The organism is Bradyrhizobium sp. BR13661 (genome assembly GCF_029892425.1).
GTDB lineage: Bacteria > Pseudomonadota > Alphaproteobacteria > Rhizobiales > Xanthobacteraceae > Bradyrhizobium.
The window spans coordinates 514,364-528,901 of record NZ_JARXWB010000001.1 but is presented as its reverse complement, the minus strand read 5'-3'; the positions used below and the strand labels follow the sequence as shown (position 1 = coordinate 528,901).

The 14,538-nt window shown below is 64.5% G+C and carries 12 protein-coding genes; 4 read left to right on the top strand and 8 right to left on the bottom strand.

The genetic code is table 11. The annotated features are described in order from the left end of the window. Positions 1-50 precede the first annotated feature (50 nt). Positions 51-1,412: an extracellular solute-binding protein gene (locus tag M2427_RS02460; protein WP_280704513.1), complete on the bottom strand. Its 1,362-nt coding sequence runs from the start codon at positions 1,410-1,412 to the stop codon at positions 51-53. Between the two features lie 194 nt (positions 1,413-1,606). Between M2427_RS02460 and M2427_RS02455 the strand changes: the two genes are divergently transcribed. Further along, a complete protein-coding gene (locus M2427_RS02455; protein WP_280704511.1) occupies positions 1,607-3,148 on the top strand; it encodes a hypothetical protein in 1,542 nt (513 codons plus the stop codon). 6 nt (positions 3,149-3,154) lie between these two features. Here the strand turns inward: M2427_RS02455 and M2427_RS02450 are convergent, their stop codons facing one another. After that, a complete protein-coding gene (locus M2427_RS02450; RefSeq protein WP_280704510.1) occupies positions 3,155-4,456 on the bottom strand; it encodes an MFS transporter in 1,302 nt (433 codons plus the stop codon). 186 nt (positions 4,457-4,642) lie between these two features. On the opposite strand from M2427_RS02450, the gene M2427_RS02445 reads away from it, so the two are divergent. From M2427_RS02445 to M2427_RS02435, 3 genes are all read left to right on the top strand, one after another. Then, positions 4,643-5,857 carry an ABC transporter substrate-binding protein gene (locus M2427_RS02445; protein ID WP_280704508.1) on the top strand — a complete coding sequence of 405 codons (1,215 nt, stop codon included), beginning with the start codon at positions 4,643-4,645 and terminating at the stop codon, positions 5,855-5,857. Positions 5,858-5,864: 7 nt separating this feature from the next. Continuing rightward, the gene (locus tag M2427_RS02440; protein ID WP_280704507.1) at positions 5,865-7,598 is read left to right on the top strand and encodes an FAD-dependent oxidoreductase; all 1,734 of its coding nucleotides are present in this window, start codon (positions 5,865-5,867) and stop codon (positions 7,596-7,598) included. 77 nt (positions 7,599-7,675) lie between these two features. Next, positions 7,676-8,470 carry an IclR family transcriptional regulator gene (locus tag M2427_RS02435; protein ID WP_280704506.1) on the top strand — a complete coding sequence of 265 codons (795 nt, stop codon included), beginning with the start codon at positions 7,676-7,678 and terminating at the stop codon, positions 8,468-8,470. A gap of 7 nt (positions 8,471-8,477) precedes the next feature. Here the strand turns inward: M2427_RS02435 and M2427_RS02430 are convergent, their stop codons facing one another. The 6 genes from M2427_RS02430 to M2427_RS02405 all read right to left on the bottom strand — a co-directional run bounded on the left by M2427_RS02430 (position 8,478) and on the right by M2427_RS02405 (position 14,530). After that, the gene (locus M2427_RS02430) at positions 8,478-9,257 is read right to left on the bottom strand and encodes an SDR family oxidoreductase (RefSeq protein ID WP_280704505.1); all 780 of its coding nucleotides are present in this window, start codon (positions 9,255-9,257) and stop codon (positions 8,478-8,480) included. A gap of 329 nt (positions 9,258-9,586) precedes the next feature. Further along, positions 9,587-10,288, bottom strand: coding sequence for a GntR family transcriptional regulator (locus M2427_RS02425; protein WP_280704503.1), 702 nt, complete (start codon positions 10,286-10,288; stop codon positions 9,587-9,589). 102 nt (positions 10,289-10,390) lie between these two features. Next, positions 10,391-11,134, bottom strand: a complete 744-nt coding sequence (locus M2427_RS02420) for an aspartate/glutamate racemase family protein (protein WP_280704502.1) — start codon at positions 11,132-11,134, stop codon at positions 10,391-10,393. A 9-nt stretch (positions 11,135-11,143) separates the two neighbouring features. Further along, on the bottom strand, positions 11,144-12,409 hold the full coding sequence (locus tag M2427_RS02415) for an FAD-binding oxidoreductase (RefSeq protein ID WP_280704501.1): 1,266 nt from the start codon (positions 12,407-12,409) through the stop codon (positions 11,144-11,146). Positions 12,410-12,412: 3 nt separating this feature from the next. Beyond that, positions 12,413-14,074 carry a thiamine pyrophosphate-binding protein gene (locus M2427_RS02410; protein ID WP_280704500.1) on the bottom strand — a complete coding sequence of 554 codons (1,662 nt, stop codon included), beginning with the start codon at positions 14,072-14,074 and terminating at the stop codon, positions 12,413-12,415. A 102-nt stretch (positions 14,075-14,176) separates the two neighbouring features. After that, a complete protein-coding gene (locus M2427_RS02405; protein WP_280704499.1) occupies positions 14,177-14,530 on the bottom strand; it encodes a RidA family protein in 354 nt (117 codons plus the stop codon). Between the last annotated feature and the right edge of the window lie 8 nt (positions 14,531-14,538).

The following is a 14,538-nucleotide window of genomic DNA, read 5'->3' as shown; positions in this document are numbered from 1 at the left end:
ACCGGCGCGTGATGGCGCCGGTGCTTCATGTCAGTCAGGGAAAGCAGGTTTCAGGCCACCTTGAAGTCGTTCCAGCGCTTGTTCATGTAGGCAGCCTCGTCCATCAGCGTGTTCCAGCACGAGATGTTCTTGACGCGGTCGAGGAACGAGCCGCCGTCGCGCTTGGTGCCGGCCTTCTCCATCGGCACGCCGTAGGGATCGTTCACCACTTCCGGTGCGGCCTGGCCTTCGTACCAGAACGCCCATTCGGCCGGCGTCAGGAATTTCTTCGCGGTCGAGGGCACCGGGCTGTAATAGCCGTAGCGCGCGACGAAGCCGCCCTGCCAGCCCGAGAGGTACCAGTTGAGATATTCGTAGGCGGCATCGAGCTTCTTGCCGGAGAGATGCTTCATCAGGCCCATGCCGTTGCACCAGCCGCGATAGCCCTCCTTGCCGTTCTTGACGTTCACAGGCGCGTAGACGCAGGGGATTTCCTTCACGCGCACCGCGGCTACCGCCGGCGACCACATCGACTGGATCACCACCTCGCCTGCAGCCATCAACTGCACCGACTGGTCGAAAGTGGTCCAGGTGGCGCGGAACTGGCCCTGCTTCTTCAGCTCGATCAGCTTGTTGCAGGTAAAGTCGATCTCCTCCTTGGTCATGTTGCCCTTGTTGCCGTACTTGATCAGCCCGGCACTTTCGAAGCAGAGCGCGGCATCCATGATGCCGATCGCAGGCACGTCGAGGATCGCGGCCTTGCCCTTGAACTTGGGGTCGATCAGGTCCTTCCACTCGGTCACTTCATGGCCGACGAGGTCGGGGCGATAGCCGATGGAGTCCGCGTTGTAGACCTGCGGCAGGAAGGTCGCCCATTCGGTGACGCCGTCGTTCAGATCGGTGGAATCGGGCTTGGCGATGTACATGGCTTCATAGGGCGAGATGCCCTGGCGCGGGATCTTGTGGCCGTCGATCTCGCCCTTGGTGAAGATCGGCAGGATGTTGTCGAACTCCTTGATCTTCTTGACCTCGATGCCCTGGATCACCGAGCGCTTGGCGGCGAGCTTGGCCTGCCAGCCCTCGAGATCGGCGATATCGACCGTATTAGGCTGGCTTATGAAGCGGTTGATGGCGGCAGAGGTGTCGAGGTTCTGCATCGTCACCTTGAAGCCGAGGTCCTTGGCCGCCTGGTCGCCGATCGCCTTCACCACCGAGTAGGAGACGCCGACATGGCGCAGCTCGATGTCCTTGATCTCCTGCGCCCAGATGGTCGGGAATCCGCGGATCGCATCCGAGCCTGCGGCCGCGCCCGCAACTGCGGCCGCTCCCTTTAACAGCGTGCGCCGGCTCAGTTTTTTCGTCGACTTGACGTCCGCTTTTGCTTCCGTTCCCGCCAGATCGGAAGTGGATGTCCGCTTATCCCTGTCAACCATAGCAACCCTCGTTGGTTACGATAAACGCCCGCACCGATCGCCATTGACCGGCTGCGATGTGATCAATTGCCCGCGAGGCTATGGGCGGGAGTTTGCGAAGTAAAATTGGAAGTAAAAATTCGGCGTATAAACGCGGCTAATGGATCGGGCTGCTGCATTTGCTTTTGGCAGCGCGCATAAGAAGGCATCAGGGCGTGCATACAAGGCAAGGTGCCGGATCGCGCGAACGCGTTCGCGCCGCGGTTGTTATAACGATTGCGCTGCTGATTGCCGCAACGTTGGGCGCAGCGCACGCAAGCGACGTATCCGCAGCGCCTGCGGAACTGAAGGCGATCGGCACGGTCGACACGCGCTTTCAATCCTACAACATCGAGATGGTGGAGGTGACCGGCGGACGGTTCTGGAAGCCTTATCCGCGAACGATGCGCGCGCTCGATGAGCGGGATCGTTACGGCGCGAGATCGCCGATCGATCTTGCCAATGCCCGGCTGCGCAAGCTCGCCGCCGCCTTGTCGCCGGCTTATGTGCGCGTGAGCGGCACCTGGGCCAATGCGACGTCCTTCGCAGACACCGACGGCACGCGGGGAAAGCCGCCGCCGGGATTCGACTCCGTGCTCAGCCGCGACCAATGGCGCGGCGTCATCGATTTTGCGCGCGCGGTCAATGCGGAAATCGTCACCTCTTTCGCGATCAGTCGCGGCAGCCGCGAAGCGGATGGCCTGTGGACGCCGGATCAGGCGCAGCGCATGATCGATGCCACGCGTTCGCTGGGCGGCCGCATCGCGGCGGTTGAATTCATGAACGAGCCGACACTCGCCGCGACCAACGGTGCACCGCCGGGATATGATGCGAAAGCCTATGGGCGCGACTTCAGGATATTTCGCGAATGGATACGGCACGCCGCGCCGGAAACGCTGATCGTCGGCCCAGGCTCAATCGGCGATGCGCCATCGCCATCCGGGTCGGAGATCACCACGCGCGATCTGCTCGCTGCATCCGGCCCCGGCGTCGATCGATTCTCCTATCATCATTACAACGCGCTCTCGCCACGCTGTGGCGGCCGCAACGATCCGGCGCAGGCGCTCACCACGGAATGGCTGGTGCGCGCAGACGCGACACTCGCGACCTACCGGGCCCTGCGCGATGCATTCGAGCCGGGCAAGCCGATCTGGCTGACGGAGACGGCGGACGCCGCCTGCGGCGGCAACCGATGGGACGCGACGTTTCTCGACACGTTCCGATATCTCGATCAGCTCGGAGGCTTGGCGAGAGCCGGCGTCCAGGTCGTGATGCACAACACGCTCGCCGCCAGCGACTACGGCCTGCTCGACGAGGGGACGTTCCGCCCACGGCCGAACTACTGGGGTGCACTGCTCTGGCATCGGCTGATGGGAACGATCGTGCTCGACGCGAACGCGGTCGCCGCACCCGATCTCCATCTCTACGCGCATTGCCATCCGGCCGTGCGAGGCGCGGTGTCCGTGCTCGCGATCAACGCGTCGCGGCGCCTGTCACGCGTGCTGAATTTATCAGGTCCCGCAGAGCGGTACACGCTGCACGCGGCGCGGCTGGAGAGCGCGACCGTGCAGTTGAACGGCAAGGCGCTCGCACTGAGGATCGACGACGAGTTGCCCCGACTTGCGCCGCGCACAGCTCCCGGGGGAGCGATCCGGCTTGCGCCCGCGACCATCACCTTCCTGATGTTTCCGGACGCCGCAAATCCTGCCTGCCGGTGACTGCTCTCACGATCTCAGCGTGTCGCGCGCCGTCTCCGGCGTCATCAGCGTCGCGATGATGGTGATGATCGAGAGGCCGATGATGTAGAGCGACACCGGCCAGTAGGAGCCGGCCCAGGCGAGCAGCGCCGTCGCGATCAGCGGCGAGAAGCCGCCGCTCAAGGCGGCTGCGACATTGGCGCCGAGCGAGGCGCCGCTGTAGCGCACCTGGGTGCGGAACAGCTCGGGCATGAACGCAGCCTTGGGTCCGAACAGCAGCGCATGCGTCAGCGTCATCGTGACGACGAGTGCCAGCGTGATCAGCATCGGCTCCCTGGTGTCGAGGAACCAGAACAGCGGAAACGCCAGTGCCACCGTGAACACGGCGCCGGCCAGGTACAGCGCCTTGCGGCCGAAGATATCCGAGAGCCAGCCGGCGAGCGGCAGCGTCGCGAACTCGACGAGCGCGGCATAGACCACCGCATTGAGGATCACCTGGCGCGGGATGCCGAGCTTTGCCGTGGCATAGACCACGACGAAGACGGTGAGGAGATAAGCGAGCCCGACCTCCGACACCGTGATGCCGATGGCGAGCAGGAAGCTGCGCCAGTCGCGACGCAGCACTTCCCACACCGGCTGCGCCAGCACTTCTTTGCGCTCGACGACTTCCTTGAAGTGCGGCGTCTCCGCAAGCTTGAGCCGCACGATGAAGCCGATGCCAACAAGCAAAATGCTGATCAGGAACGGCACGCGCCAGCCCCAGCTGAGGAAGTCCGCCTCCGGCAATTGCGTCATCAGGCCGAAGATGCCGGTCGATGCGGCGACGCCCACGGGAAAGCCGATCTGCACCAGGCTGCCATAGAAGCCGCGCCTGGCGCCGGCATGCTCGACGACCATGACGACCGCGCCGCTCCATTCGCCGCCAAGGCCAATGCCCTGGATGAAACGGAGGATGACGAGGAAGATCGGAGCCCAGACACCGATCTGGCTGTAGGTCGGCAGGCAGCCGATCAGGAACGTGCCGAGCCCCATCGCGATCATGGTCGCGACCAGCATCCTCTTGCGGCCGAGCCGGTCGCCGTAATGCCCGATGATGGCGCCGCCGATCGGCCGCGCGACGAAGCCGACCGCATAGGTCGAGAAGGCCGCAAGCGTGCCGACGAACGGGTCGAAACTCGGGAAAAACAGCTTGTTCAGCACCAGCGCGGCAGCCGTGCCGTAGATCAGGAAGTCGTACCACTCGATGGCCGTGCCGAGCGCACTCGCCCACACCACATGCGCCGTCGTCGATCGCTCCGTCTCGCCGGAGACCCCCGTTGCTACCGTCATTGCCTTCAGCCCCACGATTCCGGTGGGCATCATGGCCAATCGGGGTGATCGCTGCAACCTGCGGCGGTGTTCACACTGGAGTGCCCCGAGCTATTATTCGCTATTGACAAACTTATTCGTCAATATCTAATTTACCATCAGAACAGCCGGCCGCACCAAAGCGGCCCAAAAAGAGAGGGAACGACGATGAGAGGGCTTTTGGCCTGCGCCATGCTCGCGGCCATGACTTCGGCTGCCATGACCAACGTTGCGCACGCGCAAGTCTCCGACGATGTGGTGCGGATTGGTGTGCTGACGGATCTGTCGAGCTGGGGCCGCGATAATTCCGGGCCGGGCTCGGTCGAGGCGGCCAAGATGGCGGTGGAGGAGTTCGGGCCGACGGTGCTCGGCAAGCCGATCGAGATCATCAGCGCCGACCACCAGATGAAGACCGACGTCGGCGTCAACATCGTGCGCGGCTGGTTCGACAACGGCAAGGTCGATGCGGTGGTCGACATTCCCAATTCCGGCATCGCGATCGCCGTGCACAACATGGTGCGCGAGCGCAACAAGATCGCTCTGCTCTCCGGCCCCGGCGCCAGCTCGCTGACCGACGAGCTGTGCAGCCCGAACACCGTGCACTTCACCTACGACACCTATGCGCTGTCCAAGGTGACGGCCTCCGCCGTGATCAAGGAGGGCGGCAAGTCCTGGTACTTCATCACGGCCGACTACGCCTTCGGCCAGCAGTTGGAGAAGGACGCGACACGCTTCATCAACGAGATGGGCGGCAAGGTGCTCGGCGGCGTCAAGCATCCGACCAACACGGCTGATTTTTCTTCGTTCGCGCTGCAGGCGCAGAGCTCGAAAGCCGACGTCGTCGCCTTTGCCAATGCCGGCCAGGACACCGACAACGCCATCAAGCAGTCAGGCGAATTCGGTCTCGTGCAGGGTGGCCAGAAGCTCGTCGGCCTGTTGATGTTCGACACCGACGTGCACGCAATCGGGCTCAAGTCCGCACAGGGCACCTACATGACCACGGCGTCCTACTGGAACATGGACGAGCAGACCCGCGCCTGGTCCAAAAAATTCTTCGCGCGCACCAACGTGATGCCGACCATGATCCAGACCGGCGTATATGGCGCGGTGCTGCATTATCTCAAGGCGATCAAGGCGGCCGGCACCGACGATCCGGCCAAGGTGATGGCCAAGATGCGCGAGCTGCCGATCGAGGATATCTTCGTCCATGGCGGCAAGTTGCGCGAGGACGGCCGCGTCATCCGCGACATGTATCTCGCCAAGGTGAAGACCCCCGAGCAGTCGAAGGAGCCCTGGGATTATCTTGAGATCATCAAGACCGTGAAGGGCGAGGACGCTTATCGTCCGGTCTCCGAATCCAAATGTCCGCTGCTGAAAAAGTGAGGCCCTGATGACCGGTGACGAGCATGGCGCAATTGAGACGTACGAGTGCGATGTGCTCGTGGCCGGATCGGGCTGCTCCGGCATGTCGGCCGCGATCACCGCCAGATATCGCGGCCTCGACGTGCTGATCGTCGAGAAGGAGCCGCGCTTCGGCGGCACCACCGCCCGTTCCGGCGGCTGGCTCTGGATCCCCGGCACGTCGCTGGCGAAGGCCTACGGCATCGCGGAGACGCCGGAGCAGGCGCGCACCTATCTGCGTCACGAGGCCGGCAACAATTTCGATGCCGCCCGTGTCGATGCATTCCTCAGCGCAGGCCCTGAAGCCGTCGATTTCTTCACCACCAAGACGGCGCTCCGTTTCGACATGCCGCTGGTGTTCCCGGATTATCACGCCGAAGCGCCCGGTGGCGCGCAGGGCGGCCGCTCCATGGTGACGCGCCCGTTCGACGGCCGCGAGCTCGGCGACCAGATCAAGACGCTCGGCATGCCGCTGCCCGAACTCACCGTGTTCGGCATGATGCTGGGATCAGGCAAGGAGATCATCCATTTCATGCGGGTGACGAAGTCGCTGACCTCGGCGGTCTACGTCGCCAAGCGGCTGTCGCGGCATCTCATGGACGTGCTGCGCTATGGTCGCGGCATGACGCTCACAAACGGCAATGCGCTGGCGGGACGGCTGGCGAAATCCGCGCAGGACTTGAAAATTCCGATGTGGCTGTCCGCGCCGGTGCGCGAGCTGACGGTCGAGAACGGCACGGTCACCGGCGCGATCGTATCGCGCGAAGGCCGCGATGTGCGCGTTCGCGCAAAACGGGGCGTCGTGCTCGCCTGCGGCGGCTTCCCGCATGATATCGAACGGCGCAAGAAGATGTTTCCGCATGCGCCGACCGGCCATGAGCATTTTTCGCCGGGCCCAACCGGCAACACCGGCGATGGCCTCCGTCTTGCGGAGAGCGCCGGCGGACATGTCGAGGATCGCCTGCCGAATGCGGCCGCCTGGGTGCCGGTGTCGCTGACGACGCGCAAGGACGGCTCGACAGGCGTGATGCCGCATTTCATCGACCGCGCCAAGCCCGGCGTGATCGCGGTGATGCGCGACGGCAAGCGCTTTGCCAATGAGGGCAATTCCTATCACGATTTCGTCCAGGCCATGATCAAGGCCGCAAAGCCCGGCGAGGAGATCGCGGCCTATCTGGTCTGCGACCACGCAACGCTGCGCAAATACGGCCTCGGCTGCGTGCCGCCGTTCCCGATGCCGCTGGGTCATCACCTCGCGACCGGCTATCTCATGCGCGGTGACACGCTGGAAGCGCTGGCGGCGAAAGCCGGCATCGACGCGAAGGCGTTCACGGATACCGTCAAGCAGTTCAACGCGACCGCGCCGCAAGGCCAGGACGCAGCGTTCGGGAAAGGCTCAAGAGCCTATAACCGCTACCAGGGCGACGCCATGCATGGCCCCAACCCCTGCATCGCGCCGATCGGCAACGGTCCGTTCTATGCCATCAAGATGGTGATCGGCGATCTCGGCACCTATGCCGGCATCGTCACCGACGAGAACGCGCGGGCGCTGGACGCCGAAGGGCGGGTGATTCCCGGGCTCTACGCCGCCGGCAACGACATGGCGAGCATCATGGGCGGCAATTATCCCGGCGCCGGCATCACGCTTGGGCCGGCGCTGACCTTCGGCTACATTGCCGGGCGTCATCTTGCCGACAGCGCCGCCAGGCGCGACGCGGCGTAGAGCATGATCCGGAAAAGTGTGCAGCGGTTTTCCGAAGAGATCATGCTCAAACAACAACTCAAGCGCATCGGAGGCGCATGAAGAGAGAAAGCCGCGGCATCCAGTCGATCGAGGTCGGCGGAGAATTGCTCCGCGCGCTCGCCAGATGCGGCGAGCCGATGATGCTGCGCGATCTCGCGCGCGAGGCCGGCATGACACCGGCCAAGGCGCATCCCTATTTGGCCAGTTTCTCCCGCATCGGCCTGATCGAGCAGGACGAGACCACCGGCCGCTACGAGATCGGCGCGCTGGCGCTGGAGCTCGGCCTGATCAGCCTGCGCCGCCTCTCCGGCGTCCGCATTGCGCAGCCGAAGATCGCAGCGCTCGCAAGCCAGATCGGCCACGCCGTCTCGCTCGCGGTCTGGGGCACACATGGCCCAACCGTGGTGCAACTCGAAGAGCCCGGCCAGCCGGTGCACATCGTGATGCGCGCGGGATCTGTGATGGCCTTGCTGGAGACCGCAACGGGCCGTGCCTTCGCGGCGTTCCTGCCGGAGAAGACCATCAATGCCGCGCTCGAAAGCGGGCTCGATCGCCAGGGCGTCGGCTACAATCCGAAGCGGCCGATGAAAGGCGCCAAGGTTGCCGAGATGCTGGCTGAAGTCCGCAAGCACGGCCTCGCCCGCGCTCTCGGCGATCCCCTGCCCGGCGTCAATGCATTCTCCGCGCCGGTGTTCGACCATTCAGGCCATGTCGCGCTGGTCATCACCGCGATGGGGCCGGAAGGCACGTTCGATGCGCGCTGGGACAGCCCCATCGCGCATGCACTGCGGGATTGTGCCGGCGGAATCTCGAAGCGGCTCGGCTACGGCATGACGATCGCGGCGGAGTAATCCGGCCTTATTTGTCCTTCACCGGCACCGTGTAGTTCAGGATCAACCGGCCGCCATCTGGATAGATCGTCTGCCCGGTGATGTACGACGCATCGTCGCTCGCGAGGAACGCGACGACGGATGCGACCTCGCTCGGCTCACCGCCACGGCCGGCGGGCGTACGCGACATCACGGTCTTGCGGGCCTCCTCCGAGGTGTAGATCGATGACGCCACCATGTCGGTGAGGATCGTGCCGGGCCCGACTGCGACGACGCGGATGTTGTGCGGGGCGAGCGCGACGGCGGCCACCGAGGTCAGCTGCTTCATGCCGCCCTTGGACATGGCGTAGGTTGCAAGCGCCGGGATCGCCAGCAGCGCGTTCACCGAGGACATGTTGACGATGACGCCGCCGCCGCCCTGCGCGATCATCTGCTTGGCCGCGGCCTGCACGCCGAAGAAAGCACCCTTCAGATTGATGCCGATGATTTCGTCGAATTCCTCTTCGGTGATTTCCAGGATGTCGCGGTTGCGCGCGACGCCGGCGTTGTTGACCATGATGTCGAGCCGGCCGAACTCCTTCACCGCGGTCGCGACCAGCTGATCCACATCAACCCGCTTAGCGACGTTTCCTACCACGGTGCGCAAGGCCTCAGGCCGCCCGAGTTCGGCGGCCGCGGCAGTCAGACCGTCGGCATCGACATCCGAGATGACCACCTTGACGCCGTCGTCGAGAAATCGCTTTGCGCAGGCCTTGCCGATGCCGCGCGCCGCGCCGGTGATGGCGGCGACCTTGTCGGATAGTTTCATGGGGTCTCACTCCAGAATAGCTGCTTGCGGCAGGCCTACGCCGAATGAGGACCGAGCGCTAGGCCGCCGCAAAGCCGAGATGAGCGGAACCGGTTCTTGATAAAGACCACGTCGCCCGAAGGCAGCGAGCGCGACGCGCATGACCGCGCCCTCTCCCCTTGCGGGAGAGGGCATCACCGCAGGTGGACACAAACTCGCTTAGGTGAGGGGTCTGTCTCGGCGTGCTCAGACGCTGCTGTATGCGTGGAGAAATACCCCTCATCCGGCGCCTCGCGCCACCTTCTCCCGCAAGGGGAGAAGGGAAGAGCACCGTCGCTGTGGCTCGCTAGCTAATTCGCCCCGGCTCTCGCCGCCGGCATGTAGATCTGCGCGTAGCCTTCCTTGATTGCCGAGGTGATGCGATCGAGGCGGCGGTCGATGTGCTTTTCCAGCACCGAGACGCAGGTCTCTTCGTTGCGCGCCTTCAGGCCCTCGATCACCGCGCGGTGCTCGGCCTGGGTGTTGGAGCGGTTGATGCTGTCCATGTCGATCCAGCGCACGAAGCGGATGCGGGCGTTCACGTTGCGCAGGACGCGCAGCATCTCGGCATTGTTCGACATCGCCATCAGCCGCTCGTGAAAGGTCTCATCGAGCTCGACCAGCTCCACCGAGGTTCGCTCGCCGGGATCGGGGCCAGTGGCTTCGAGGAATTTCAAGAGCGAGTCGATGTCCTCATCCTTGGCGCGCTTGATGGCGAGGCGGACCGCGGCGACCTCGATCGATTTGCGCAGCTCGTAGAGATCGAAGATCTCGTGCGCGTCGAGCTCGCGGCAGAAGAAGCCCTTGCCCGGCGTGAAGCGCAGAAAACCTTCGGTGTTGAGACGGTTGAGCGCTTCGCGCAACGGCGTGCGGCTGACGCCGAGGCGCTTGGCCAGCTCGCCCTCGTTGAGCCGTTCGCCCGGCTTGAACTCATAGCTCACGGCCATCGCCTTGAGCTGCTCATAGACGCGATCGACGATACTATCGGAAGCCAGTTCCACGTTGCTCATCATCAACTGCATTCATCCCCGAACACAGCTCAATATACCGGGGCTGCGGGAGCGATTGCAATGTCAACGAGAGCACAGCTCGTGAAGGGCACGCATCGGCTGGAATCAGGCAAATACGCGCGGGCGCAGTCCAGCATGAAACCAGGTGATCATGGAATAGATATCGTAGACCGGCAACCCGACTTCCGCCTGCAGCGCGGCCGCATAAGGCGGCATGTTGGTGCATTCGAGCACGATGGCGCCGACGTCAGGGTTCCTGGCGACCAGTTCCTTGCCGGCCTCGACCACGTCGCGCTCGGCCTGCGCCACGTCCATATCATCCTTCTCGGCCTTGATCAGCACGCGGAAGAACTCCTTGCCGTGCTCGGTGCCAACCAGCGGCGTATCGAGCGGCACGCCGGCACCTTCGAGATGGGCCGGCGTCAGGGTTGAGCCTGATACCGTCACGAGACCGACGCGCTTGCCCGGCGGCAAAGTCGCCTGCACCCACGGCGCCTGCATCAGCGACGAGGTCGCAACGGGAACACCGACGGCCGCTGCGATCTCCTTCTGGAACAGCGAGAGGAAACCGCAATTGGTGGTGATGGCCTCAGCGCCCAACCGCACCAGATCCTTGGCCGCATCGATGAAATCGGGCAGCAGGCCGGCGGCGCCCTTCAGCACCACCTTCTCGGGCGATGCGCCGCTCACCACGCGATAGAGCACGGGGAATGGCCAGGTCGTGCCGTTGCCCATGTCGCCGGGAATGCGGGGAAAGCGCGCTTCCAGCATCAGAATGCCGAGTGGCGCGCCGTAGATGGCCTTGCCGCCACGGGCGATGCGGGAAGAGGAGTTGGCAGAAATGGTCATGGTGCGATCTCAGAGAAAGCGACTGGGCGAAAACGGCGCGAGCGAAATTTCCGGCGGCTTGCCGCTCAGGAGCTGGGCGACGAGACGGCCGGTGCGAGCCGAGCTGACGAGGCCAATGTGCCCGTGGCCGAAGGCATAGACGATGTCGCGCGAGGCGCGTGCATAGCCGATACAGGGACGTCCGTCCGGCATGCTCGGCCGATGACCGAACCAGGTCTTGATGCGCGAGGCTGGAATATCCTTCGGCAGTTTCGGAAACATGCTGAGAAGGTGATTGCGCAGGATCTCGGCGCGCTTCCAGTTCGGCGCAGCCTCGAGGCCGGCGATCTCGACGGTGCCGGCAGCGCGCAGGCCCTTGTCAGTCCAGTTCACCACCATCTTGGCGTCGGACGCCATTATCGAGCTGCGCGGACCTATTTCCGGGTTCTCGATCATGACGTGATAGCCACGCTCGGTCTCGAGCGGGAGGGGATCGCCGACCGATGCCGTGAGCTTCTTTGAATGCGCGCCGGCCGCGACCACTGCGGCATCGCAAGCGATCTCACCAGTCTCGGTACGAACGGCGACGAGCTTGTTGCCGCTCAGCTTCAAGCCGATTGCCTTCGCTTGCACGAACTTCACCCCGTTCGCGAGCGCATGCTGGGCCAGCGCCGCAACGTAAGCGCCGGGATCGCGGCAGCGTCCGGCCTCCTCCACCACCACGCCAAAGGTGTAGCGCGGATGCAGATCCGGCTCGCGCTGACGCATCTCGTCGGCGTTGAGCTCCATCCACTGGACACCGACCTTCTTGCGCAGGCGCCAGCCGAGATCGTTGTCGAAATTGCCGCGCGACGGGAACACGTGCATGACGCCGTTGCGCTCGACCAGCTCAGGCACGCCGGCTTCTTCCGCGAGCTTCCGGTGCAGCAGTGGCGCGTCCTTCAACAGATCGCGCAGCGCAAACGCCGTTGTCTCGACCCGCGCCTCGGTCCAGCCCGAGAGCAGATATTTGATCAGCCAGGGCAGCGCCTTCGGCAGATAAGACCAGCGGATCGCGAGCGGACCGAGCGGGTCGATCAGATAACCAGGCACCTTCTTCCAGACGCCGGGCTCGGCCGGCGGGATCACCGAATGCGAGGAGAGCCAGCCAGCATTGCCATAGCTCGCCGCCTGCTCGCCACCAGGCGTGCCTGCGTCGATCAGCGTGACGCGGTGTCCTTCGCGCAGCGCCTCGATGGCGCTGATCACGCCGATTGCACCGGCTCCGATGATGGCGACGTGGCGGCTTTCCGGCATCGCTTACGCCTTCACCGCCGGCGAAAAATCCTTGCCGACCGAGATCGCGCGGGGATCGATGATGCAGTGAAGGATCGACGGCTTGCGTGAAGCCAGCGCGCGCTCGAAGGCCGGCGCGAATTCTTCGGTGCGCTCGACGCGCTCGCCATGGCCGCCGAACGCCTTCGCATACATCGCGAAGTCAGGATTCTTGAGCTGGGTGCCGACGACACGGCCGGGATAGTCGCGCTCCTGGTGCATGCGGATGGTGCCGTATTGCGAATTATCGACGACGACAACGATCAGCGGCGCGTCGTACTGCACGGCGGTCGCGAATTCCTGGCCGTTCATCAGGAAGCAGCCGTCGCCGGCGAAGGCGACGACGACACGGTCCGGATATTGCCGCTTGGCGAGTACGCCGGCCGGCACGCCATAGCCCATCGAGCCCGAGGTCGGTGCGAGCTGCGAGGCAAAGCTGTGGAAGCGGTGATGGCGATGGATCCAGCCGGCATAATTGCCGGCGCCGTTGCAGACGATCGCGTCCTTCGGCAGGCGGTCGCGCAGCCAGGTCATGACCTGGCCATACTGGAACGTGCCCGGCAGCTCGCGCGCCTTGTCGGTCCAGGCGAGATAGTCTGCATGGGCCTTGGCGGCCTCGCCCTTCCAGGCAACCGTGCCTGCGGGCTTCAGCGTTTCGACGGCGGCAGTGAACGCGGCCGGTGTCGCCTGGATCGCGAGCTCAGGCTGATAGATGCGGCCGAGCTCTTCCGAGCCGGGGTGAACATGGATCAGCTTCTGCCGCGGTGTCGGAATGTCGAGCAGCGTGTAGGACGATGATGGCATCTCCGACATGCGGCCGCCGATGAGGAGAAGGACGTCGGCGTTGTCGATGCGCGCCTTCAGGCCCGGGCTCGGCCCGATGCCGAGATCGCCGGCATAATGCGAATGGTCGGCGTCGATCAGCGAGGCCCGGCGGAACGAGGTCGCAACCGGCAGGTCGAAGCGTTCGGCAAAGCGCGCGATGCTCTTGGTGGCGTGATCTGTCCAGCGCGAGCCGCCGAGAATGACGAGCGGCGCCTTGGCGCTCGCGAGCATCGCACCGACCTGCTCGATATCTGATGGTGCCGGCCAGCTCACCGCGGGCTCGATGCGCATGGCATCGGCCACCGCCGCAGTCTCGGTCAGCATATTCTCCGGCAGTGCGATCACGACCGGACCGGGGCGGCCCTGCATGGCGACGCGGAAGGCGCGCGCGACCAGCTCGGGAATGCGGTCGGGGCGATCGATCTCGACCGCCCATTTCGCCATGGTGCCGAACACGGCCTTGTAGTCGAGCTCCTGGAACGCTTCGCGTCCAATCATGCCGGTGTCGACCTGACCGACGAACAGGATCATCGGCGTCGAATCCTGCATCGCGATGTGAACGCCGTGGCTGGCATTGGTGGCGCCGGGGCCGCGGGTGACGAAGCAGACGCCCGGGCGTCCCGTGAGCTTGCCATAGGCTTCGGCCATCATCGCCGCACCGCCTTCGGCGCGGCAGATCATGACGTCAATTGGGCTGTCATGCAGCGCATCGAGCGCCGCAAGATAGCTCTCGCCGGGCACGCAGGTCACGCGCTCGACACCTTGCGCGACCAGCTGGTCGATCAGGATCTGGCCCCCGGTGCGGGTGTTTCTGATGGTCATGACGGCTCCCTGCAGGCTTTGGCGAATGCGCTTTTGGCGTAGGACAGGCTGAAATCGAGTGCAAGGCCGATGCTGACAGTGCTGAGGGCATCGACACGCATGTCAGCGCCGCGCGGCAATCGCGATCACCTCGATGCGGTAGGCGGGGTCGGCGAGTTCGACCTTGCCGCAGGCGCGGCACGGCGTGCTGCCTGATACGACCCAGGCATCATAGACCGCGTTCATGGCGTCGAAATCGTCCATCGTCTTGAGCCAGACCTGAACGCTGAGCAGCCGCGACTTGTCGGTGCCGGCGCGCGCCAGCATGTCGTCGACCTTCGCCAGCGCCTCCTTGGTCTGCTGGGTGATGTCGGCGGTCTTGGTGTCAGCGACTTGTCCGGCAAGGAAAACGAGATCGCCGAACACGGAAGCGCGGCTGCGGCGGGCGTTCTGGTCGATGCGGGTGATGTCAGACATGGGATGTC